19 protein-coding genes, 1 rRNA gene and 1 pseudogene are annotated in these 20,805 nt (G+C 70.8%); 14 read left to right on the forward strand and 7 right to left on the reverse strand.

Annotated elements, in window-relative coordinates; genetic code table 11:
• Nucleotides 1-3: 3 nt before the first annotated feature.
• A 5S ribosomal RNA gene (rrf, locus tag ABGB01_RS06395) occupies nt 4-120 on the forward strand.
• Between the two features lie 59 nt (nt 121-179).
• On the opposite strand, the gene ABGB01_RS06400 is transcribed toward rrf, so the two are convergent.
• A complete protein-coding gene (locus tag ABGB01_RS06400) occupies nt 180-926 on the reverse strand; it encodes a methyltransferase domain-containing protein (protein ID WP_347771268.1) in 747 nt (248 codons plus the stop codon).
• Nucleotides 927-1,940: 1,014 nt separating this feature from the next.
• Between ABGB01_RS06400 and ABGB01_RS06405 the strand changes: the two genes are divergently transcribed.
• Nucleotides 1,941-3,185, forward strand: a complete 1,245-nt coding sequence (locus ABGB01_RS06405) for a hypothetical protein (RefSeq protein ID WP_347771270.1) — start codon at nt 1,941-1,943, stop codon at nt 3,183-3,185.
• Between the two features lie 93 nt (nt 3,186-3,278).
• On the opposite strand, the gene ABGB01_RS06410 is transcribed toward ABGB01_RS06405, so the two are convergent.
• On the reverse strand, nt 3,279-4,205 hold the full coding sequence (locus tag ABGB01_RS06410; RefSeq protein ID WP_347771272.1) for an MBL fold metallo-hydrolase: 927 nt from the start codon (nt 4,203-4,205) through the stop codon (nt 3,279-3,281).
• A gap of 112 nt (nt 4,206-4,317) precedes the next feature.
• Between ABGB01_RS06410 and ABGB01_RS06415 the strand changes: the two genes are divergently transcribed.
• Nucleotides 4,318-4,728: a single-stranded DNA-binding protein gene (locus tag ABGB01_RS06415; RefSeq protein WP_347771274.1), complete on the forward strand. Its 411-nt coding sequence runs from the start codon at nt 4,318-4,320 to the stop codon at nt 4,726-4,728.
• Between the two features lie 250 nt (nt 4,729-4,978).
• Here the strand turns inward: ABGB01_RS06415 and ABGB01_RS06420 are convergent, their stop codons facing one another.
• A complete protein-coding gene (locus ABGB01_RS06420) occupies nt 4,979-6,415 on the reverse strand; it encodes a DUF1015 domain-containing protein (RefSeq protein ID WP_347772085.1) in 1,437 nt (478 codons plus the stop codon).
• Nucleotides 6,416-6,712: 297 nt separating this feature from the next.
• A pseudogene (locus tag ABGB01_RS06425) lies at nt 6,713-6,898 on the reverse strand (DUF1015 family protein); the annotation flags it as partial.
• A gap of 110 nt (nt 6,899-7,008) precedes the next feature.
• Between ABGB01_RS06425 and ABGB01_RS06430 the strand changes: the two are divergent.
• Complete coding sequence (locus tag ABGB01_RS06430; RefSeq protein WP_347771276.1) at nt 7,009-7,431, forward strand: tetratricopeptide repeat protein; 423 nt, start codon at nt 7,009-7,011, stop codon at nt 7,429-7,431.
• A gap of 211 nt (nt 7,432-7,642) precedes the next feature.
• Entirely contained in the window at nt 7,643-8,614 is a 972-nt protein-coding gene (locus ABGB01_RS06435; RefSeq protein ID WP_347771278.1) for an HAD-IIA family hydrolase, read from the forward strand.
• Nucleotides 8,615-8,627: 13 nt separating this feature from the next.
• Here ABGB01_RS06435 and ABGB01_RS06440 read toward each other — a convergent pair whose 3' ends face one another.
• From ABGB01_RS06440 to ABGB01_RS06450, 3 genes are all read right to left on the reverse strand, one after another.
• Complete coding sequence (locus tag ABGB01_RS06440; RefSeq protein WP_347771280.1) at nt 8,628-9,404, reverse strand: ABC transporter permease; 777 nt, start codon at nt 9,402-9,404, stop codon at nt 8,628-8,630.
• A complete protein-coding gene (locus ABGB01_RS06445) occupies nt 9,401-10,153 on the reverse strand; it encodes an ATP-binding cassette domain-containing protein (RefSeq protein WP_347771282.1) in 753 nt (250 codons plus the stop codon). The genes ABGB01_RS06440 and ABGB01_RS06445 overlap by 4 nt, the downstream gene beginning before the upstream one ends.
• A gap of 71 nt (nt 10,154-10,224) precedes the next feature.
• Nucleotides 10,225-10,572 carry an SCP2 sterol-binding domain-containing protein gene (locus ABGB01_RS06450; RefSeq protein WP_347771284.1) on the reverse strand — a complete coding sequence of 116 codons (348 nt, stop codon included), beginning with the start codon at nt 10,570-10,572 and terminating at the stop codon, nt 10,225-10,227.
• A gap of 125 nt (nt 10,573-10,697) precedes the next feature.
• Between ABGB01_RS06450 and ABGB01_RS06455 the strand changes: the two genes are divergently transcribed.
• From ABGB01_RS06455 to ABGB01_RS06495, 9 genes are all read left to right on the forward strand, one after another.
• Nucleotides 10,698-10,895, forward strand: coding sequence for a hypothetical protein (locus ABGB01_RS06455; RefSeq protein WP_347771286.1), 198 nt, complete (start codon nt 10,698-10,700; stop codon nt 10,893-10,895).
• Entirely contained in the window at nt 10,892-11,704 is an 813-nt protein-coding gene (locus ABGB01_RS06460; RefSeq protein WP_347771288.1) for a TlyA family RNA methyltransferase, read from the forward strand. The genes ABGB01_RS06455 and ABGB01_RS06460 overlap by 4 nt, the downstream gene beginning before the upstream one ends.
• On the forward strand, nt 11,701-12,600 hold the full coding sequence (locus ABGB01_RS06465; protein WP_347771290.1) for an NAD kinase: 900 nt from the start codon (nt 11,701-11,703) through the stop codon (nt 12,598-12,600). Before ABGB01_RS06460 ends, ABGB01_RS06465 begins: the two co-directional genes overlap by 4 nt.
• Nucleotides 12,601-12,756: 156 nt before the next feature.
• The gene (gene recN / locus ABGB01_RS06470) at nt 12,757-14,466 is read left to right on the forward strand and encodes a DNA repair protein RecN (protein ID WP_347771292.1); all 1,710 of its coding nucleotides are present in this window, start codon (nt 12,757-12,759) and stop codon (nt 14,464-14,466) included.
• A 73-nt stretch (nt 14,467-14,539) separates the two neighbouring features.
• Complete coding sequence (gene steA, locus ABGB01_RS06475) at nt 14,540-15,736, forward strand: putative cytokinetic ring protein SteA (protein ID WP_347772087.1); 1,197 nt, start codon at nt 14,540-14,542, stop codon at nt 15,734-15,736.
• The gene (locus tag ABGB01_RS06480) at nt 15,733-16,713 is read left to right on the forward strand and encodes a copper transporter (protein ID WP_347771294.1); all 981 of its coding nucleotides are present in this window, start codon (nt 15,733-15,735) and stop codon (nt 16,711-16,713) included. Before steA ends, ABGB01_RS06480 begins: the two co-directional genes overlap by 4 nt.
• Nucleotide 16,714: 1 nt before the next feature.
• Nucleotides 16,715-17,578 carry a hypothetical protein gene (locus ABGB01_RS06485; protein WP_347771296.1) on the forward strand — a complete coding sequence of 288 codons (864 nt, stop codon included), beginning with the start codon at nt 16,715-16,717 and terminating at the stop codon, nt 17,576-17,578.
• A 66-nt stretch (nt 17,579-17,644) separates the two neighbouring features.
• Nucleotides 17,645-19,273 carry a lipid II flippase MurJ gene (locus tag ABGB01_RS06490; protein ID WP_347771298.1) on the forward strand — a complete coding sequence of 543 codons (1,629 nt, stop codon included), beginning with the start codon at nt 17,645-17,647 and terminating at the stop codon, nt 19,271-19,273.
• An 81-nt stretch (nt 19,274-19,354) separates the two neighbouring features.
• Nucleotides 19,355-20,695 (forward strand): glycosyltransferase family 4 protein, encoded by a 1,341-nt coding sequence (locus tag ABGB01_RS06495; protein ID WP_347771300.1) that lies wholly within the window; start codon nt 19,355-19,357, stop codon nt 20,693-20,695.
• Nucleotides 20,696-20,805: the final 110 nt, after the last annotated feature.

Consider the following 20,805-nt stretch of genomic DNA (forward strand, 5'->3'; position numbering starts at 1 on the left):
GGTTACGGCGGTTATGGCGGGAAGGAAACACCCGGTTACATTCCGAACCCGGAAGTTAAGCTTCTCTGCGCCGATGGTACTGCACTCGGGAGGGTGTGGGAGAGTAGGTCACCGCCGGACAATCTTTCAAGAAGGGCCCCGACGCCAAGCGCGTCGGGGCCCTTTCTGTATGTGGCGGCTCAGCGCAGTTGCGGGCGGGCTACGAAAACGCCCCAGCCCAAATACTGGCGTCCGTATTCGAGATGCGAGCGGCGCGCGTGAGTGAGGAAGTCACGCATGGCGGGAGCGTCGACATCGTCGGGGTTCTCGCGTAGCCAGTCGCTGATCGTCCACCATTGGCTGGCCACATACCTGTCCCAGCCGTCCTGGTCGGCGAGCACCATTTCCAGGAGTTCGAAACCTGCATCTTCGAAGCGGTCCGCCGTGCCGGCCAGCGACGTGAACAGACCATCCGCTATGCCGAGGGCCTCGTATGCCTCCTGCGGCGGCGGCGTTATCCAATAACACTCACCGACCAGGGCGAGACCGTTCGGACGGAGATGCCTGCTCATCAATGACAGCGTGCCCTCAAGACCATCGCCGATCCAGGTCGCACCGATACAGGACACGATGTCGAACGACTCCGGGGTGTCTTCGTACGTGGCTGCGTCGGCCTCCACCAGATTGAGCTGATCGGCGACGCCGAGTTCGTCGGCGCGAGCTCTGGCCGCTTCCAGAAAGACCTTGCTGATGTCAACGCCGACGCCCTGAATTCCATAATCGGCCGCCCACCGAGAAAGCAGCTCGCCTTTTCCGCAGGCGAGGTCGAGTTGGCGGGAGCCGGGAGCGATGTGGCAGATCCGGCCCAGGAGATCGAGCTTTTCATCGGTCAGAGGATTGAGCGTGCGGTGGTTGGACTCGGCTATTTCATGGAAGCGCAGTGACATGCGGACCAGTCTTGCCGATTGGCCGGTTTCCGGTCCAACGGTTAGACCGGTTGCCGACAGGCTCATGGACGTGTCAGGGCTTGCTACCCTGGAAGGACCGGGCCACCCCACAGGTGGCCTTCGTCGCGTTAGGCCCGAGGGCGGGCGGCGACCAGCCCCGGCAGACCGTTGTTGTGAGTCCGCCGGGTGAGCCAACGAAATGGACCAGAAGTGAACAGAGATAACGGATCGGACGGCGGACAGCGCGGCCGCGGAGACAACGAGGACCGGCACTCCGGCGGAGGCGGCCGAAGCGGCGGCTACGGTTCGCGCGGGCGCGACTCTGGCGGCGACCGTCCGTTCCGTTCCGACGACAGGTCGCGCTGGGGCAACCGAGGAGACAGAGGACCGCGACGGGACGAGGGTCACCGCGAGCCGCGCGGTCCGCGGCGTGAGGATGACGATCGTCGTTCGTTCCGGGATCGCGATGATCGTGGTCCGCGTCGCGAAGGTGGTTACGGTTCGCGTCGTGAGGGCGAGCGTGGTCCGCGGCGTGAGGGTGGGTTCGACCGTGGTCCCCGTCGTGAGGGTGGCTATGGGGAGCGGCGTGAGGGCGGTTACGGTCCTCGTCGTGACAGTGATCGTGGTCCGCGGCGTGAGGGTGGATACGATCGTGGTCCCCGTCGTGAGGATGATGGTCGTCGGCCGTTCCGAGATCGGGACGACCGTGGTCCCCGTCGTGAGGGCGGTTACGGTCCTCGTCGTGACAGTGATCGTGGTCCGCGGCGTGAGGGTGGATACGATCGTGGTCCCCGTCGTGAGGATGATGGTCGTCGGCCGTTCCGGGACCGGGACGATCGCGGCCCCCGACGCGGCGGTTATGGGGAGCGGCGTGAGGGCGGTTACGGCCCTCGCGGCGACAGCAGCTCTCGCGGTGACCGGCCGTTCTCCCGGGACGACCGCGAGGAGCGCACCGGATCGCGAGCCAGATACGGCAGGTCCGACCGCGAGGCCGAGGCGCCACAGCGCGAGCGGTTGCCCGAGGTCGCGCCCGACATCACCGCGGACGAACTCGACAAGGAAGTCCTGGAAGAACTCCGTTCGCTGCCTGGTGACCTCGCCGACCTGGTCGGCCGGCACCTGGTGGCCGCCGAACGCGCGCTCGAGGACGACGACCCCGACCGGGCGCATGAGCACACGAAGGTCGCGCGCAGGTTCGCGGCACGCATCGGTGTCGTACGCGAGGCCGCAGGCATCGTCGCCTATCGCGCGGGCCATTTCTCCGAGGCGCTGAGCGATCTGCGGGCGGCCAGGCGGATGACGGGCTCGGATGTGTACCTCGCGGTCATGGCCGACTGCGAGCGCGGCCTCGGCCGTCCGGAAAGGGCCATCGATCTCGTACGCTCGCCGGAAGCCGAACGTCTCGACAGAGCCGGGCGCATCGAGCTGACCATCGTCGAATCCGGGGCCCGGCGTGACCTGGGCCAGCACGACGCCGCCGTGATCACCCTGCAGCGCCTGCCCGAGCTGCGCGACCCGCAGCCCAAGCCGTGGTCGGCCCGGCTGGCGTTCGCCTACGCGGACGCGCTGGCCGATGCCGGCCATCAGGAGGCGGCCACCGACTGGTTCGGGAGGGCGATGGCGTTCGACGAGGACGGGGAGACGGACGCGGCGGAACGGTACGCGGAGCTGACCGGGTCCGTTATCGAGGACCTTGAGGAAGACTTCGACGAAGAAGTCCCCGGCGACGGCGAGAGCGAGGCCGGTGACCTCGCTACGGGGAGCCTCCTGGAGGCGGAGCAGGTCAGGGCCGTCGAGGTGCCGGACGCGGAGCAGGCGGACGTACCTGATGAGATGGGCGCGGCCGCTGAGGAGGCACCCGGGCCGGAGCGAGCTTCGGCAGGCGTTCAGGGCGTCGAGGTCCGGAAGGCGGAGGTCGAAGCTCCTGAGGCTCGTGACGCCGGCGTTGGTGAAGGTGAGGTCCGGAGGGACGAGGCCGCGGACCCAGAGGTTCGTGACGTCGAGGTCCAGGAAGCTGATGTAGCGGACGCGCCGGGCCGGGACGCGGACCGAGACGTTCGGGACGCGAAGCCGGCAGCTGAGGGCGAAGGGCCGGAGCAGGGCGAGAAGTCACCGGATCGCGCTGCTGACCGGCAGGATGCTCCTGCGGCCAAGGATGAGGATGGCGAAACCCCGGCTATCACACCGGCGTTCATCGAGCCTGACTTCGGCGACGTACTCGACGAGCCCACCTCAGACCGGCCCAAGTCGGACGACTGACGCCGGCCACCCCGCCGCTACCCGATCTGGGGCGGCGGGGTGTCGCGTCCCCAGGGCTGCCATCAGTCCTGCGTCACGCGCAATGATCACCCGTCATGGTGAGACGCGGTCGAGCCAGTGGAGAATCCCCGCCACGTTTGAGGGTGCTCCGCTCAGCAACTCGAAGTGCTCGGCTGTCGGGTCGTCGGCCTTGAGCGCGGTGTAGCGCTCCTTGGTGCGGTCTCTGACCATGGCGACGGCGTGGTCCAGGTCCATGCCCTCGGAATGGGCCTGCCGGGTGAGATCAACCCAGACGCGCAGCTCCTCCGCGGACCGCTCAAGAGTCTCCTGTACGGCGTCGACCGGCCCGTAGTGGCTGAACAGCAGACGTTGTGGCCCAAGCGCCTCGAACAGCGCGATCGAGTTGAGCGCCGTCTGCAGGTCGAAGTCCGGCGGAGGCGTCGCGGGGCGCAGATCGCCCGTCTCGGGCAAGTAGACGCCTGCGGCGTCGCCGACGTACAGATCGCCGGTGGCGGAGTCGACCAGCCCCACGTGGTGTTTGGCGTGCCCGGGCGAGTAGTGGCTGCTCAGCGTGCGCCCGTTGCCCAGGTCGATGGCGCCGGTGTCGCCGAGGGCGACGATGCGCTCGGACTCGGTGGGGGACAGTTCGCCGAAAAGCGTGTCGAGACGGTCACCCCAGACCATGCGCGCACTGGCCATCAACCGGGCCGGATCCGCGAGGTGCCGGGCCCCTTTCTCGTGGACGACGACCTGGGCAGAAGGGAAGAATCTGGCGATGTCCCCCACGCCTCCGGCGTGATCCAGATGAATGTGGGTCACCACGACGGTGGCCAGGTCCTCCGGCCCGACGCCGAGTGACGCGAGCGCGTCACGCACCACAGGAGCGGAGGTCGAGGTGCCCGTCTCCACCAGGCACGGTCGATCGCCCAGAATCAGATAGCCGGCCGTGATGCCCGAGTATCCTGCCATTTTGGTGTCGATCTCATAGACGTCGCCGCCCAGAGCGGTGATGTTGTCCACAGGCACTCCCGCGCGTTCAGCCGTTATCCCCAGAACGGCGTTCCAGCCGGTCCGGCTTCCTCCTCATCGTAGAGAGTGATCTCCACCAGAGCACCGACAGGGAGGATGACAAGTGGACCGCAACGAGGTCTTGCTGGTGGGGAGGCTGTCAGCGGCGGCCGAGGAGCACGCGCTGCCGAGTGGCGACACCGTGGCGAAGTGGCGCGTCATCGTGCGCCGCCGACGGCACAGGCGTGGCGCCGCCCTGACGGACAGCATTCCGTGTGTCACCTTCAACCCGGAGGTCGCCGCCATAGTCCGCGCTCTCAAACCTCGCGACTACATCGAGGTGGCAGGGGCATTCCGCTGCCGGGTCTTCGGTCCGTCGGCGGCCAAGATCTGGAGGTATGAGGTGGAGGTGAGCTCCGCCAAACCGTTCGAGGCCGAGCTCACCGACCCGGCCACCGATCCGCCCTCCGACTTTGAGGGGAGCGTCACCGCTCTGATCCCCAGGCAGGTGGCCTACCTGGCGCGAGCCAGCTGATCTCGGCCGCTCGTCCGGGTCCGCACGGCCGCGGCACGGTTCGCTTGGTCGTCGCAGCCTTGGACGGTCGTGGATGGGCGATCCGACGAGTCGGAGTCAATCTTGCGCGGTCGGAGCTCCCGGAGTACGGGGCTTCGAGAGTGGGCGCTCGTGGTCGCGGCTACGGAGGACACGGTCGGGCGGCGGTGTCCGGCTGCCCCGAAGCAGTGCCTCACCGCATCGGGCCGGGCATCGAGGAAAAAAGGAGGCCTCAGTCGATCGCGAACGTGCGCAGGACCAGACCGGTCCTGGGTTTCGGGCCGAAGGAGGTGCTCTTGCGGGGCACGCGTTCGCCGCCGGCGGCGACGGCAAGCACCTCCTCGGCCTTGAGGGGTCTGAGAATCACGGCGGTGCCGCCAGAGCGGGCAGCCAGCCGCACCGCTGCCCACGCGTCGTGATGCACGATGCGCACGGTTCGCTCGTCGTCGCGCATTCCCCACACCTTGGGCATGACGAACTCGGAAAGGACGGAAGTGTTGAGGGAGTTCCAGCGGCCGGAGCGGTCGGGCGGCATCGCGTGGGCGAGCTGCACCGGGTCGGGATCGGTGAGCAGGTGCGCGCCGCTCTCCCCGGCGAGCAGGAACGCCGGCTCCGCAGCCTCCTCGAGCGCCGCCAGCCCCAGCGCCAGGTCGTCATAGTCGTGCACGCGCCACGACCCCTTCGCCCTGGCGGCCGCCTCGTCCAGAGGAAGCCCGGGGATCACGCGGTGGATCGCCTTCAGGTCGGGTGGGTACGCGGACGTGTCGACGAGCAGGGCCAGCCCGAAGTCCCACGGCCCGGCCGCCGAGCGGCCCGCGTCCGCCGCAGGGCGGTCCTTACCGGCCTGGGCTCCATCGACCTGGTGAGAAGAGTCGTGCTGCCCAGCCCTGGCGCTGTCGACCTGTCGCGACGCCGGATCGATCGGCTCCGGTGCCGGAAGGGCCGGTTCGGCCGCCGGCCCGCTCTGTTTCGGCGTCGGACGGGGCGTGTCGGCTGCGGGCCCGGTTTGTTTCGGCGCCTGGTCGGCTGGTCGGGCTGGTCGGGCTGTCGGCCCGGTCGGTTTCGCCGTCGGGCCGGCCGGTGGCGGCGTGGGCTGGTCACCGTTGGCGGTCGTCGCGCCGGCCGGGTCGGCCTGAAGGTGTGTTTCGTGCTCCTGGCGCTGGAGGACGCGGTATGTCGCATACCTGTGGTGTCCGTCGGCGATCAGCGCCTGCCGGTCATGGAGGTCGGCGTTGATGGCGGCGATCTCTTCCGGGTCCGTGATGGCCCAAAGGCGGTGTGTGAGGCCGTCCTCCGTGCGGGCCGACACCTGGGGCGCCCGATCCGAGGCCACTGCGTCGACCAGGCGGGTGGTGGTGCCGTTGGCGCCGTCATAGAGGAGGAAGATGGGCTCGAGGTTGGCCTGAGTGGTGCTCATCAGAGCGAGCCGGTCGGCGACGGGGCCCGGCATGACGTCCTCGTGCGGAAGGATGATGCGCTGCTCGGGGTCCGTCAGGCCCACGTCGCCGATGAGGCCGCGCTGCAGCACGCCTGCCCCGCTCTGCTCGTAGACGTAGAGCGCCGGCACGTCGTCGGCCACCAGCACGCCGGAGTCCAGCCACGCCCTCAGCGTGTCCCTCGCCCCGGTGTACCGCGATTCGAGCGGCGCCTGGGCCAGTGGGGGAGTCACGGTGGCGGGCTGTCTTCCGAACGGCGCCTGAGTCGGTGGGGGAGTTGCGGTGTCGGGTTGTCTTCTGGGCGGCGCCTGGCGTTGCGGGGACGACCCGGCGCCGGGGCGCTTCTCGGGCGCCGTGCCCGTGTGCGAAGCCCCGGGTCCTGTGCCTGGGTGGGGGCTTTCGGGTCCTGTGCCTGGGTGGGTGTTCCCGGGTCCTGCGTCCGGAGAGGAAGGAGTGTTGCCGGCGGGCTGGGGCTCGGTGTCTCGCCCTGGGATGGAAGCGGAGGACGAATCGCCAGCGGGCGAGCAGGGAAGGATGAGCCGGACGACGTTGTTGGGGTGGGAGTCGAGGAGGGCTTCCACGTCGGCGTCGGAGATCAGGTCGTACGGCGGGGAGGTCACCTTGGCTGGATCTTCGACAGCGAAACGCACGCCACGGAAGGGCCGTAGCACCAGTCCATCAGGCACCGGCAGTTCAGGAGTCCCCATACCGGGCATGCTCCCATAAATGTCTACGCCGTCCGGAAGTCGCCCCGGGGTTGCAGTCGGTCCCGTTCCGCAACAGGGCGAACGGGGATCATCATTCAGAGATGAAGGAGTCCTCACGTATGGATCAGAGTGGCAACGTTCACGATGAGAGCTCGGGAGCTCCTGAGGGCGGTGTTTACGACTGGTACCAGCGTGGGGTGCGATTGTTGAAAGACGGCAGTCCGGCGGCGGCCGCGGCTCTGCTGGAGAGGGCCGCCGCTGCTGAGCCGGAATCACGCAGCATCTTGGAAGCGCTGGCCAGGGCGCAGTTCAACTCCCGGCAGTACGCCGAGGCGGCGGCCAGTTTCCGCCAGATCGTGGACGCCAATCCGGCAGAGGATTACGCCTATTTCGGGCTCGGATTGTCGTTGTGGCGGACCGGGGATGTGAAGGGCGCGCAGGAACCGCTGGCCATCGCGGTCGCGATGCGGCCGGACGAGCGGCATTACGTGTCCGCGTTGAAAAGCGTCCGCGCGACCCTGCGTGCACGCCGGGAGACGTAGGCGTCTGGCCTGCCCCAGGCTGTCGCGGGACGTACGCGCCGGCCGGCACGGCCTCCGCCGCGTGCTCGTCCGGATGGAAATCGCCGAACAGTTCGGTGCGTTCCTCGGTAATGAGGTTCAGTTCCGCGTACATGGTCATCCCTTCTGCGGTTGCGTACGAGGGCGACGCTAAAGTCTCACGCGACGTGAGAGCCGAAGAGGAAGAGGCGCTGTGCTGATCGACGGCTATGACACCCTGCTGCTCGACCTCGATGGCGTGGTCTACCTCGGCGGTTACGCGGTGCCCGGGGCTCCGGCGGCGCTGGAGGAGGCGCGGCGGAAGGGGGTGCGGCTGGCGTATGTGACCAACAACGCCTCCCGGACGCCGGCGGCCATCGCGGCGCACCTGCGCGAGCTCGGGGCGCCCGCCACGGCCTCCGACGTGGTCACGTCGGCTCAGGCCGCCGCCCGGCTGGTCGCGGAGCGGGTTCCGCCGGGGTCGAACGTGCTGGTGGTCGGCGGGTCCGGGCTGCGGCTGGCCGTACGGGATCGAGGGTTGCGGCCCGTTTCGGCCGCCGCCGAGTCTCCTGCCGCCGTGGTGCAGGGGATCGCGCCCGGCCTGTCGTACGAGCTGCTGGCGGAGGGGACGCTCGCGGTGCGGCAGGGGGCGCTTTTCGTGGCCTCCAACGGCGACAGCACGATGCCCACGCGCCGGGGCGAGTTGCCGGGCAACGGGTCGATGGTCCGGGTGATCGCCTCTGCCACGGGGGTCGAGCCGGTGTACGCGGGCAAGCCCGATCCGCCGCTGCACCGGGAGTCGATGCTGCGTACGGGGGCCCGGCGGCCGCTGGTGGTGGGCGACCGGCTCGACACCGACATCGAGGGGGCCTCCAACGCCGGGGTCGAGAGCCTGCTGGTCCTGACGGGGGTGGCCACGCCGGTCGAGGTGCTGACGGCGGCGCCCCGGCACCGGCCCACCTATGTCGGGGAGGATCTCGGGACGTTGCTGCGGCCCTATCCCGAGGTACGCGACGGCTCGTGCGGCGGCTGGCGGGCCCGGTGGCGCGACGGCGAGTTGTGCCTCGACGGTGACGGCAGGCGGATCGACGGGCTGCGGGCCGCCTGCGACGCCGCCTGGTCCGCGGCCGGCGACGGGCAGATCGACGAGGGCGCCGTCAAGCCGGTGCTGGATCGCGTCGGGTAGCGGCGGACCACGGTCACGCGATCCGTTCGCTGGTCTGGCGGGCGAACTGCCAGGCGCCCACGGCGAGGAGCAGGACGCAGGCCACGACCAGCACCGCGAGGGACAGCGGTACGCCGCCGCCCCAGCCCCGCAACACCAGCAGCCGGATGGCCTCGATGGCGTAGGTGAGCGGGTTGACCCTGGCCACGGCCTCCATCCACGCCGGCATGGCCGACAGGGGCACGAACGCGTTGCTCATGAACAGCAGCGGCAGCGAGACGAACCCCGTGATCGCGAAGAACGTGCCGTGCGAGGGCACCGCGCAGGCCAGGGCCATCGCCGCGGACGTGAGTGCCAGTGTCAGCAGGGCCGTCGCCACCAGGATCGCCGGCACCCCCAGCGGCCCGGACTCCAGACGAACGCCCAGGACCAGCGCGACGACCAGGATCACCAGCGTCTGAGCCGCGTTCATGCCCGTCTGGAACAGGAACCGCGAAAGGATCAGCGAGCTGCGCCTGATCGGCATGCTGAGCAACTTGTCCAGATATCCCGTCTCCTTGTCGAACAGCAGCGGCATCGCCGCCGTCACCCCGTTGCCCACCACGGTGAAGGCGATGACGCCCGGCACCGCGAACGCGATGTAGTCGCCCGTCCCCACCACCCGGGGATCGACCGCGCCCCCGAGCGCACCGGCGAAGAAGACCAGCCACACGGCCGGCTGCAGCACGCTGAACAGCAGGCTGAGCCGTTCGCGCAGCGCCACGAGCAACCATCGCCTGGACAGCGCCAGCACCTCCTGCGCCACCATCATGCGACCTCCTCCCGCAGCGCGTGCCCGGTGTGCCGGAGGAAGACCTCGTCGAGTGACGGTGCTCCGATGGCCGCCTTGAGCTCGGCCGGCGTGCCACCGGCCACCTGCCGCCCGCGATCGATGATCGACAGCCGGTCGCAGAGCCGGTCCGCCTCGTCCATGTAGTTGGTGGCCAGCAGGACGCTCATGCCCTCGTCGCAGAGCGAGCGGATGTGCTCCCAGATGTGATGGCGCGACTGCACGTCGAGACCGAGCGTCGGCTCGTCGAGGATCAGCAGCTCGGGCCGGTGCAGCAGGCCGCAGGCCAGGTCGAGGCGTTTCTGCATGCCCCCCGAATATCCCGCCACGAGGCGGTCGGCACTGTCCGACAGCCCCACCAGCTCCAGGACCTCGCGGGCCCTGGCCTTCACCTGCCGCCGCGGCACGTGGTAGAGGGACGCCTCGATCTCGGTCTTCTCCCTGCCGGTCAGCAGGTAGTGGCCCATGGGTGAGACCTGCTGCATCACGTAGCCGATGCGGCGGCGTACGGCTCCCGCCTCCGTCACCACGTCGAACCCGCACACCCGCGCCGCGCCCGCGCTCGGCGGGAGCAGCGTGGACAACATCCTGATCGTGGTGGTCTTGCCCGCGCCGTTGGGGCCGAGCAGGCCGAAGATCTCGCCGGGCGCGACCGCCAGGCTCAGCTCCTCGACGGCGTGGTGGTCGCCGAAGGCGCGGCAGAGGCCCTCGGTCTCGATGATCCCATGCATTGCTTAACTGTATCGCCTAACAATTAACCTGTCCATTAATTAATTAGGCGATGGCGCGGGTCAAAGGCCCTTCAGATCAGCCTGCGCAGCCGCAGCAGGTCGCCGAAGCTGGCGTCGACCTTCACCCGCCCCCCGAGCAGCGCGCGCGCCAGATCGAGCTCCCCGTCGACCAGCGCGATCAGGTCGCCGCTCACGATCGTGAGCTTGACGTCGGCGGGCTTGCCGTCACCCGGCGGCGTCTCGGTGAACGGGTCGAGCCCTCCGTGGGTCAGGCGGCCGTAAAAGGTCACGTCGAGGTCGGAGACCCGGCAGCTGACCGTGCGCTCGACGACGTGCTTGGCACGATCTGCCTCGTCGATCTCGTCGAACTGGTCGACGAGCCTGGCCAGTGCCGCCCGGCACTCCTCGACGCTTGCCATGATGCGCATCCCTACTTTCTTTCGCGGACGGTAGCGTTCCACATCAGTAGCACCCCGTACGAGCTACAACGACTGACGGGCCTGCCAAGGTCCCGGACGCTCGCGGGAGGCGTTAACGTCAAGACATGAGTGAGCTGCCGGAAGGGACCGGCGACGAGCGGGTCGACGCCATCGTGACCGGCCTCGGCCGCCTGGGCGAGCAGCCGGTGAGCGAGCACGTGGCGATCTTCGACGAGGCGTTTGCCGGGCTGGAGAGCGCGCTGGCGGTCGTGGACGAGCCGGGCGGGCAGGCCACGGGCGAGCGGCCCGCGGGAGAGCGGTGAGCCGCAGGATCCGCCTCGACAGCGAACTGGTGCGCCGAGGGCTGGCCAGGTCGCGCGAACAGGCCACCCAGCTCATCGAGGCCGGCCGGGTCAGCGTCGGAGGCCGGCGGGCCGGCAAACCGGCCACCCAGGTCGACACCGCCTCCGCCATCGTCGTCGCCGACTCGCAGGACGGGCCCGACTACGTCTCGCGCGGAGCGCACAAGCTGCTCGGCGCGCTGGAAGCGTTCGCGAGCCTGGCGGTCGAGGGCCGCCGCTGCCTCGACGCGGGCGCCTCCACCGGCGGATTCACCGACGTGCTGCTGCGCCGCGGGGCCGCACACGTGCTGGCCGTCGACGTCGGATACGGCCAGCTGGCCTGGTCCCTGCGCACCGACGAGCGGGTGACGGTGATGGAGCGCGTCAACGTGCGCGACCTCACCCCCGGCATGGTCGGCGAGCCTCCCACGCTGGTCGTGGGCGACCTGTCGTTCATCTCGCTCCGGCTCGTGCTGCCCGCCCTGGCCGAGGTGGCGGCGTCGCGAGCCGATTTCCTGATGCTGGTCAAACCGCAGTTCGAAGTGGGTAAGGACCGTGTCGGGGCGGGTGGCGTGGTGCGCGATCCCGGGCTGCGGGCGAGTTCCGTGCGCGACGCCGCCGCCAAGGCTCAGGACCTGGGGCTGACCGTACGCGGCGTGACCGCGAGCCCGCTGCCGGGGCCGTCGGGAAACGTGGAATATCTCCTCTGGCTGGGCAAAGGGGAAGGCGAGCCACCGGTCGCCGACCTCGACGCAGAGATCCAGCGGGCCGTCGAGGAAGGGCCGCAATGAACCGTACCGTGCTGGTCGCCGTACACACCGGGCGTGACGCCGCGGTCGAGAGCGCGCGCCTCGTCGTCGACCGGCTGATCGACGCCGGCATCACCGTCAGGGTGCTCGATTCCGAGGCCGGCGAGATCGGCAGCGACCGGGTCGAGGCCGTGCCGGGCGATCCGGGCGCGGTCAAGGACGCCGAGGTCATGATCGTGCTCGGCGGCGACGGGACGTTGCTGCGCGCGGCCGAACTGGCCAGGCCGGCCGGCACACCGCTGCTGGGGGTCAACCTCGGGCACGTCGGCTTCCTGGCGGAGGCGGAGGTCGCCGATTTGGCCACGGCCGTCGACAGCGTCGTGGCGGGGCGCTACGACGTCGAGGAGCGCATGACGGTCGACGTGGTCGCCAGGCTGAACGGGCAGGTGCTGGCCGACACCTGGGCGCTCAACGAGGTCACCGTCGAAAAGCAGGAGCGCCTGCTCGAGGTCGTCGCGGAGATCGACGGCCGGCCGCTGTCCAGGTGGGGCTGCGACGGCGTGATCTGCGCCACCCCGACGGGCTCGACCGCCTACGCCTTCTCCGCCGGCGGCCCCGTCGTGTGGCCGGAGGTCGAGGCGCTGCTCATGGTGCCCATCAGCGCCCACGCGCTGTTCGCCAAACCACTGGTCATCTCGCCGCGCTCCACGCTGGCCGTCGAGATCCTGCCCGACACGCCGTGCGGGGTCCTGTGGTGCGACGGGCGCCGCAGGTTCGAGCTGCCGCCCGGCACGCGCGTGGAGGTCCGCAGAGGCTCCGAGCCCGTACGCCTGGCGCGCCTGCACGGTGTGGAGAGCACCGGCGCGCCCTTCACCGACAGGCTGGTGGCCAAGTTCGAGCTGCCCGTGCAGGGATGGCGCGGAAGGGTGCGACCCTGAATGAATGGAGGGCAGAGCGCGTAGGATCACGTGGGCGTACACGTGGGCATGGTGGGCCGCCCCTAGCGGTCCAGCGCCGGCAGCGGCGACTGCGGCTGCGGGCTTCCGGAGGCGATCCGGGTGACCATCAGACAGGGCAGTGAACGGGAGTGGGCAGTGCGACCAAGGGTCGAGGAGGTCCGCATCCAGGGGCTCGGCGTCATCGATGAGGCCGTTCTCGAGCTCTCGCCGGGCTTCAACGTGGTCACCGGCGAGACCGGCGCGGGCAAGACGATGGTCGTCACCGGGCTCGGCCTGCTGTTCGGCGGCCGGGCCGATCCTTCGCGCATCCGGCCGGGGGCCGACAAGGCGACCGTCGAGGGCACGCTCGTCGTCCAGCCGGGCGGTCACGTCGCTCAGCAGGTGGAGGACATCGGTGGCGAGGTCGAGGACGGCACGCTGATCATCTCGCGCGTCGTCTCCGCGGAAGGCAGGTCAAGGGCCTGGCTCGGCGGGCGCACGGTGCCCGTCGGCACCCTGACCTACCTCGCCGACGACCTGGTGGCGGTGCACGGGCAGATGGACCAGCAGCGGCTGCTCCAGGCGACCCGGCAGCGCGCGGCGCTCGACCGTTACGCCGGCGACGAGCTGGTCAAGCCGCTGCGGGCCTACACGCAGGCGTACAAACGGCACAAGAACGTCACCGCGCTGCTCGAGGAGCTGACCACCAGGGCCAGGGAGCGGGCGCAGGAGGCCGACATGCTCCGCTTCGGGCTGGAGGAGATCGAGAAGGTCGACCCCAAACCGGGCGAGGACGCCGAGCTGCGCGGCGAGGAGGAGCGGCTCTCGCACGCCGACGCGCTGCGCAGCGCCGCCACCACGGCGCACACGGCGCTGCTCGGCGACCCGATGGAGGCCGCGGGCGGCCCGCACGACGTGGTCTCGCTGCTCGGCGAGGCGAAGTCGGCGGTGGAGGCGGTGCGCGACTTCGACGCCCAGCTCGCCGGTGTGGCCGACCGGCTGGCCGAGGCCGGCTACCTGATCTCCGACGTGGCCACCGACCTGGCGGCGTACGCGGAGTCGATCGAGGCGGACCCCGCGCGGCTGGCGGCGGTGCAGGAACGCAGGTCGGTGCTGTCCGGCCTGATCCGCAAGTACGGCGAGGACAGCGCCGGGGTGCTGGCCTGGGCCCAGCGGGCCGCCGCCCGCCTGTCCGAGCTCGAAGGCGACGACGAGCGCATCGACGAGCTGACCCGCGAGTGCGACGAGCTGACCGACCGGCTCACCGAACTGGCGGCCGAGCTCACCGAGGTGCGCCAGGCCGCCGCCGAGCGGTTCGGCCAGGCCGTGACCGAGGAGCTGACGGCGCTGGCCATGCCGCACGCCAAGGTCGTCGTCCAGCTCGGCCAGAGCGAGGAGTTCGGCCCCGAGGGCCGCGACGAGGTGGAGCTGCGGATGGCCGCCCATCCGGCCGCGCCGCCGCTGCCGCTCAACAAGGGAGCGTCCGGCGGCGAGCTGAGCCGGGTGATGCTCGCGATCGAAGTGGTGTTCGCCGGCGCGGATCCGGTGCCGACGTTCGTGTTCGACGAGGTCGACGCGGGCGTCGGCGGCAAGGCCGCGGTCGAGATCGGGCGCCGCCTCGCCCGGCTGGCCCGCACCGCGCAGGTGATCGTGGTCACCCACCTGCCGCAGGTGGCGGCCTTCGCCGACCAGCATCTGGTGGTCGAGAAGGCGAGCGACGGCAGCGTCGTGCGCAGCGGGGTCGTGGCGCTCGACCACGAGGGGCGGGTGCGTGAGCTCTCCCGCATGCTGGCGGGTCTGGAGGACTCCGAACTGGGCCGCGCGCACGCCGAGGAACTGCTGGGGCTCGCCGCGGCCGACAGGTGATCCTGGGTGACATAGTGGACACGCCGCGTCATGCGTGGCCCCTGCACGGTTTCTCTCTGGCAGGATGGTCATGATGAAGGTTCCGGGGAGCAGGATGCCGGGCCTCCGCGGTTGGAAGGCCGAGAGCCTTCCCGGTGTGACGGCAGTGGCGAGAATCGACCGGCGGACCAAGAGGCTCACCAAACGCCTCCAGCCGGGGGAAATTGCGATCATCGACCATGTCGACGTAGACCGGGTCAGCGCGGAGGCTCTTGTCGCATGCGAGGCTGCGGCCGTGGTCAACACCGCCGCCGGCATCAGTGGCCGCTATCCCAACCTGGGGCCGCAGATTCTGCTGGAAGCTGGCGTTCCGTTCATCGACAACGCCAACCAGGAGTTGTTCGAGCGGGTCAAGGACGGCGACGTCGTCCGGGTCTGCGACGGCGTCGTCTACCTCGACGACGACATCGTCGGCAAGGGCGACGAGCAGAGCGTCGAGACGGTCGAGGCCGCCATGGCCGAGGCACGCGCGGGGCTGGCCGTCCAGATCGAGGCGTTCGCCGTCAACACCATGGAATACGTACGCGGTGAGGGCAGGCTCCTCATCGAAGGCGTCGGCGTGCCCGAGATCCGCACCTCCATGGAGGGCAGGCACGTCCTCATCGTGGTGCGGGGCTACCACTACAGAGAAGACATCGCCACGCTGCGGCCCTACATCCGCGAATACCGTCCGGTGCTCGTCGGCGTCGACGGCGGCGCCGACGCGCTGCTGGACGCCGGCTACCAGCCCGACGTGATCGTCGGCGACTTCGACTCGGTCTCCACCAAGGCCCTGACCTGCGGTGCCGAGCTCGTCGTGCACGCCTACCGCGACGGCCGGGCCCCCGGGCTCGAGCGTGTCCACCAGCTGGGCCGCGAAGCCGTGATCTTCCCCGCCACCGGCACCAGCGAGGACATCGCGATGCTCCTGGCCGACGACAAGGGCGCCGAGCTGATCGTCGCGGTCGGCACCCACGGCACGCTGGAGGAGTTCCTCGACAAGGGCCGTCCCGGCATGGCCAGCACCTTCCTCACCCGCTTGATCATCGGCAGCAAGCTCATCGACGCCAAAGGCGTGAGCAGGCTCTACCGCAGCCGCATCACCACCCCGCAGCTCCTCCTGCTGGCGATCACCGCGCTGATCACCATGGGGGTCGCGCTCTTCCTCTCGCCGATCGGCCAGACCTGGCTGAACGGCCTGCAAGACGTCTGGAACGCATTCATCTTCTGGCTGGTCGGACTCTTCTCGTGATCGATTTTCGTTACCACCTCGTCTCCATCGTCGCGGTCTTCCTGGCGCTGGCGGTGGGGATCGTGCTGGGCACCACGCTGTTGCAGGAGCCCGCGGTCAAGTCGGCGCAGGAGTGGACGGCGCAGCTCACTGAGGGCAATAAGGAGCTGAGGACGCAGATCGACACGCTCCAGGGCCGTGCGGCCGCCAACGACGCGCTCATCACCTCCATGACGCCCGACATCGTGGCGGGCGACCTGGCCGGGCAGAGCGTGCTCCTCATCGAGACGCCCGGCTCCAGCACCACGATCCGCGAGGCGGCGCAGCAGGTGCTCGGCCAGGCGGGCGCGGAGATCTCCGGGCGCGTCACGCTGACGGAGAAGTTCCTCGATCCCAAGGGCACCGGCGTCCTCGACGGCCTGGTCAACCAGCTCAAACCGGCCAACATGATGTTCCCCGAGACCGCCACCGCCTGGAACCGCGCTGCCACATTGCTCTCCGCCGCCCTGGTCACTTCCGATCCCGCCCAGGTCGGCACCCCCAATGCCGCCACCACCGAGGTGCTGAGCGCCTTCGAGACGGGAGGGCTGCTCAGCGTCGACGGCGACCCCGGCAAGCGGGCCACGCTCGTCGTGGTGCTCGCGCCGGAGAAGCCGTTCGAAGGGGAGAACGCGGAGGCCCAGGCGGGGGCGATCGCCTCGATGGCCGACGCGCTCGACGTGGGCGGCAAGGGCACGGTGCTCGCCGGAGGCCCGGCCGCCGCCACCGCCGTCCCCGGCGACCCGATCGGCCACGCCCGCGACGACAGCGACATCGCCAAGCGCGTCACCACCGTCGACGCGGGCGACATGCCGCTGGGGCGCGTCGTGATCGTCCAGTCTCTCCAGGAGCAGCTGGCCGGGCGCTCCGGTCACTATGGCGTGGGCATCGGGGCGTCGGCCCCCATGCCGGCGGTGCCGTCCGCCACTCCATCCCCCACCAGCGAGTCAGGGAGCTGACATGCCTGCGAGCCGGGCCCGTGGCCTGCTCTACGCCCTAGCAGGAGCCGCGATCGGCGCCGTCGCCGCCCGCGCCGCCTACACCGCGTTCACCCGCAACCGGCCGGCCGAGCTGAGCGGCCGGTGGACGCGCAAGAACCACCGCGGCGAGCCCATCACCCTGCTGGAAGGCCCCGCGTTCGTCGCCGGCGCGGGCGCCGCCGCCGCGCTCACGCCCGGCATCCCCGGTCGCGTACGCGCCGCCGCGCTGCTCGCGGGCGCCGGCAGCGGCGCGCTCGGCGCCTACGACGACCTCTACGGCACCACGGCCTCCAAGGGCTTCAAGGGGCACCTGACCGCGCTGGCCCGCGGCGAGGTCACCAGCGGAGCCGTCAAGATCCTCGGCATCGGCGCCACCGGCCTCGGCGCCGCCGCCCTCGTCTCCGACGGCCCCGCCGACACCCTGGTCAACGGTGCGGCCATCGCCGGCGCAGCCAACCTCGCCAACCTCTTCGACCTGCGCCCGGGCCGCGCCATCAAGGTCGGCCTGCTCGCCGGCGGGCCGCTGCTCGCCGCCTCGGTCCTGCGTGACTCGCCCGCCGCCGCGGCGCTCGCCGCCGTCCCGCTCGGGGCCGCGGCCGCGCTGCTGCCCGACGACCTCGGCGAGCGCGCCATGCTCGGCGACGCCGGCGCCAACTCCCTGGGCGCGCTGCTCGGGCTCGCAGCGGTGACTAAGCTCGGCAGGCCAGGCCGCTACGTCCTGCTCGGCACCGTCGTGGCCCTGACCGCGGCCGCGGAGAAGATCAGCTTTACCAAGGTCATCGCCGGAAACCCGGTGCTCAATCGTCTCGACATGATGGGCCGCCGTCCCGTCGGCCCCGCGTGACCCGCCTTCTGTCGGTACGACCTGCCAGGATGTCTGCGTAAGCATGATCGTGCGCGGGGAGGCGGCGTGCGGGTGGTGACGGCGCGGGGCGTTGCCGGCGGGGCCCTGCTCATCGGGGCGCTCACGGTGCTGGCACGCATCGCCGGCTTCGCCAAGCAATATGCCTTCGCACAGACGGTCGGCACCAACTGCCTGTCCACCGCCTACATGACGGCCAACCAGATCCCCAACATCGTGTTCGAGGTGGTCGTCGGCGGCGCCCTGGCGGGGATGGTCGTTCCCGTCCTCGCGGGGGCGTCCGGGCGCGGCGCGGACGCGGCTGACGACGGCGGGCCCGGCGAGCGGGCCGGGTGGATCAGCTCGGCGCTGCTGACGTGGGTGGTCGTCGTGCTCGTCCCGCTGGGCGTGCTCACCGCGCTGCTCGCCGAGCCGATCACCGGGCTGTTCTTCGGCGACGTCATCGACAACGACTGCGACGCCGGCGCTGTGACGGCCGTCGCCACCCGGATGCTGGTCGTCTTCGCCCCCCAGATCCCCCTGTACGGCGTCGCCGTCGTGCTCTACGGCGTGCTGCAGTCGCACAAGCGCTTCGCCGGGCCCGCGGTCGCGCCCCTGGTGTCCAGCATCGTGGTCATCGTGGCCTACCTGCTGTTCGTGCCGCTCAGCACCGGGGTCCGCGATCCCGCTGAGGTGCCGCGGGCGGCCGAGCTGGCGCTGTCGATCGGCACGAGCCTCGGCGTGCTGTCCCTGGTGCTGGCCGTGGCCGGCCCCGTGGCCCGGCTGGGCTTGCGGTGGCGGCCCACCTTACGTTTCCCCAGCGGCGTGGCCGTGCAGGTGCGCAGGCTCGCCCTGGCCGGGATCGCGGCCCTCCTCGCCCAGCAGGCTGCCATGATCGTGGTGCTGCTGCTGTCGAACAACGCGATCGGCAACGGCGCCATCACCATCTACAACTACGCGTGGGCGATCTACCTGATGCCGTACGCCGTGCTGGCCGTGCCCATCGCCACCAGCGCGTTCCCCCGGCTGTCCGCGCAGGCCGGCGACCCGGAGGCGTTCTCGGCGCTCGCCGCGCGCACGACGCGGGCCGTGGTGCTGGTGTCAGGGCTGGCCGCCGGGGTGCTGGCCGCCGCCTCAGGACCGGGGGCCGTGGTGTTCCTCGGAGCCAGGAGCGAGGTGCCCGCGCCTCAGCTGGCCGCGGCGATCGCGCTGTTCGCGCCCGGTCTGGTGGGATACGGGCTCATCGCGCACGCGAGCCGGGTGCTGTACGCGGCCGGCCGTGGCCGGGCGGCCGCCACCGGCACCGTGGCGGGGTGGATGGTGGTGATGGCCGCGCAGGTCGTCTTCGTGCTGCTGCTGCCCGAAGGGTGGAAGATCGGCGGGATGGCGCTCGGCATGAGCGTGGGCATGAGCGTGGGCGGGGCGCTGCTGCTCGTTTCGGTCGTGCAGGCGCGGGGGCGCGGCGCCGTGGCGGGGCTCGCCAGGGCCGTCGGCGCCGCCGCTGCCGGTGGGGTGTTGGGTTACCTGGCGGGGGCATCCGTGGCTGGATGGCTGGACTGGGTCGGCGGCTGGGCGAGCCTGGGGGCCGCGGCGGTGGCGGCGGCCGTGGCGCTGGCCGTGGGCGTCGCGGTCGTGGCCCTGGCGGACCGGCCCGACGCCGCGGCAGTCGCCGAGCTGCTGCGGCGCAGGCGGACGTGACCGGCGGGCATGGTGGCGGTGCGCCGGTTGCGCGAGGCGCGGTGTTGTGCGGGTCGGGCGAGGAAGGAGAGGGTCGTGCGGGTGACTTTCGTACTGGGCACCACGTCCGGAGGCACCGGGCGGCATGTCCTGATGTTGGTTGAGGGGTTGGTGCGGCGGGGGCACCGGGTGCTCGTGCTCGGCCCACGCAGCGTGGAGGAGCAGTTCTCGTACGCCGGGGCCGGTGCGCGTTTCGTGGAGGTCGCCGTCGCCGATCGGCCGCATCCGGTCAACGACCTGCGCGCGGTGCTGGCGATCAGGCGGCTGACGCGCGACGCGGACGTGGTGCACGCCCACGGGTTGCGGGCCGGGGCACTCGCCGCCCTGGCCAGGCCGGGCACCTTGGCCAGGCGAGGCACTGCGGCAGGCCCGGATGCGGTGGCGGCGCCGGGTGCGACCACCGGTTTCGGCGGGAGCTCCGGAACGGTGGCGGCGCCGGATGCGGCCGCAGGTCCAGGCGGGAGCTCTGAAACGGTGGTGGAGCCGGGCGGGGCGGACCGTCCGGGCTCGCGGGGAGCGGGACACCCGGGGAAGGCCGGTGGGCGGGGGAGAAGCGCGCCCAGGCTGGTGGTCACGCTGCACAACGCGCTGACCACCGCAGGCTTCGTCGGGGCCGTCTACGGGGTGCTGGAGCGGCTCGTGGCCAGGGGCGCCGGGCAGGTCGTCGTGGTGTCGCCCGACTTGGGCACGCGGATGGCGCGGCTCGGTGCCAGGGACGTGCGGGCCGCGGTGGTGCCCGCGCCCGTGCCGGGGCCGGCCAGGCGCACACCCCAGGAGGTCAGGAACGAACTGGACGCCGGCGAACGGCCGATCCTGCTGACCGTCGCCAGGCTCGCCCAGCAGAAGGGACTCGAGACGCTGCTCGACGTCGCAGCCGGGCCGTGGGAGGAGGGCCATGCAGCGGGGCCGTCGGCAGCGGGTGGCGTACGCGGTGGCGCGAGGGTGCCCCTGTTCGTGGTGGCGGGTGACGGGCCCCTGCGCGTGGAACTGCGGCGGAGGATCGACGCGGAACGCCTTCCCGTGAGGTTGCTGGGGCACCGGGAGGATGTGCCCGACCTGTTGCATGCCGCCGACGCCCTGGTGATGCCGAGCCGCTGGGAAGGGCAGCCGCTGACCCTGCGGGAGTCGCTGATGACGGGCACGCCGGCGATCGCGTCCGATGTCGGTGGCATTCCAGAGATCCTGGGCAACGCTGGAATTCTGGTCCCCTATGGGGACGTGGAGGGGTTGCGGAGGGCCGTACGGAAGCTGCTCGCAGAACCGGGAACCGCGCAGGCGCTCGCCGCGGAGGCCGGGCGGCGGGGGCGGGAGATGCCCGGCGAGGACGACGCCGTGCGGAGCGTGCTGACCGTCTATGGAGGGGAGGATCCCAAGGATGATTAGGCGGGCTCAGGGCGTTCTCGTATACTGCCTGGGTTAGGGAGGGGAGTATCCCTTCGCGACAGCCTCGTCATCACGGTGCAGCCCCGCTCCACGGGGCCCCCGGGGCTGCC

Origin of the sequence: Nonomuraea sp. B5E05 (assembly GCF_039880665.1) — a bacterium.
Taxonomy (GTDB): domain Bacteria; phylum Actinomycetota; class Actinomycetes; order Streptosporangiales; family Streptosporangiaceae; genus Nonomuraea.

Bases quoted from the DNA above. Each gene is read 5' to 3' on its own strand.
- ABGB01_RS06400 (WP_347771268.1), bottom strand. From the start codon at position 926: ATGTCACTGCGCTTCCATGAAATAGCCGAGTCCAACCACCGCACGCTC.
- ABGB01_RS06430 (WP_347771276.1), top strand. From the start codon at position 7,009: ATGGATCAGAGTGGCAACGTTCACGATGAGAGCTCGGGAGCTCCTGAG.
- ABGB01_RS06440 (WP_347771280.1), bottom strand. From the start codon at position 9,404: ATGATGGTGGCGCAGGAGGTGCTGGCGCTGTCCAGGCGATGGTTGCTC.
- ABGB01_RS06445 (WP_347771282.1), bottom strand. From the start codon at position 10,153: ATGCATGGGATCATCGAGACCGAGGGCCTCTGCCGCGCCTTCGGCGAC.
- ABGB01_RS06450 (WP_347771284.1), bottom strand. From the start codon at position 10,572: ATGGCAAGCGTCGAGGAGTGCCGGGCGGCACTGGCCAGGCTCGTCGAC.
- ABGB01_RS06455 (WP_347771286.1), top strand. From the start codon at position 10,698: ATGAGTGAGCTGCCGGAAGGGACCGGCGACGAGCGGGTCGACGCCATC.
- ABGB01_RS06465 (WP_347771290.1), top strand. From the start codon at position 11,701: ATGAACCGTACCGTGCTGGTCGCCGTACACACCGGGCGTGACGCCGCG.
- steA (WP_347772087.1), top strand. From the start codon at position 14,540: ATGAAGGTTCCGGGGAGCAGGATGCCGGGCCTCCGCGGTTGGAAGGCC.
- ABGB01_RS06485 (WP_347771296.1), top strand. From the start codon at position 16,715: ATGCCTGCGAGCCGGGCCCGTGGCCTGCTCTACGCCCTAGCAGGAGCC.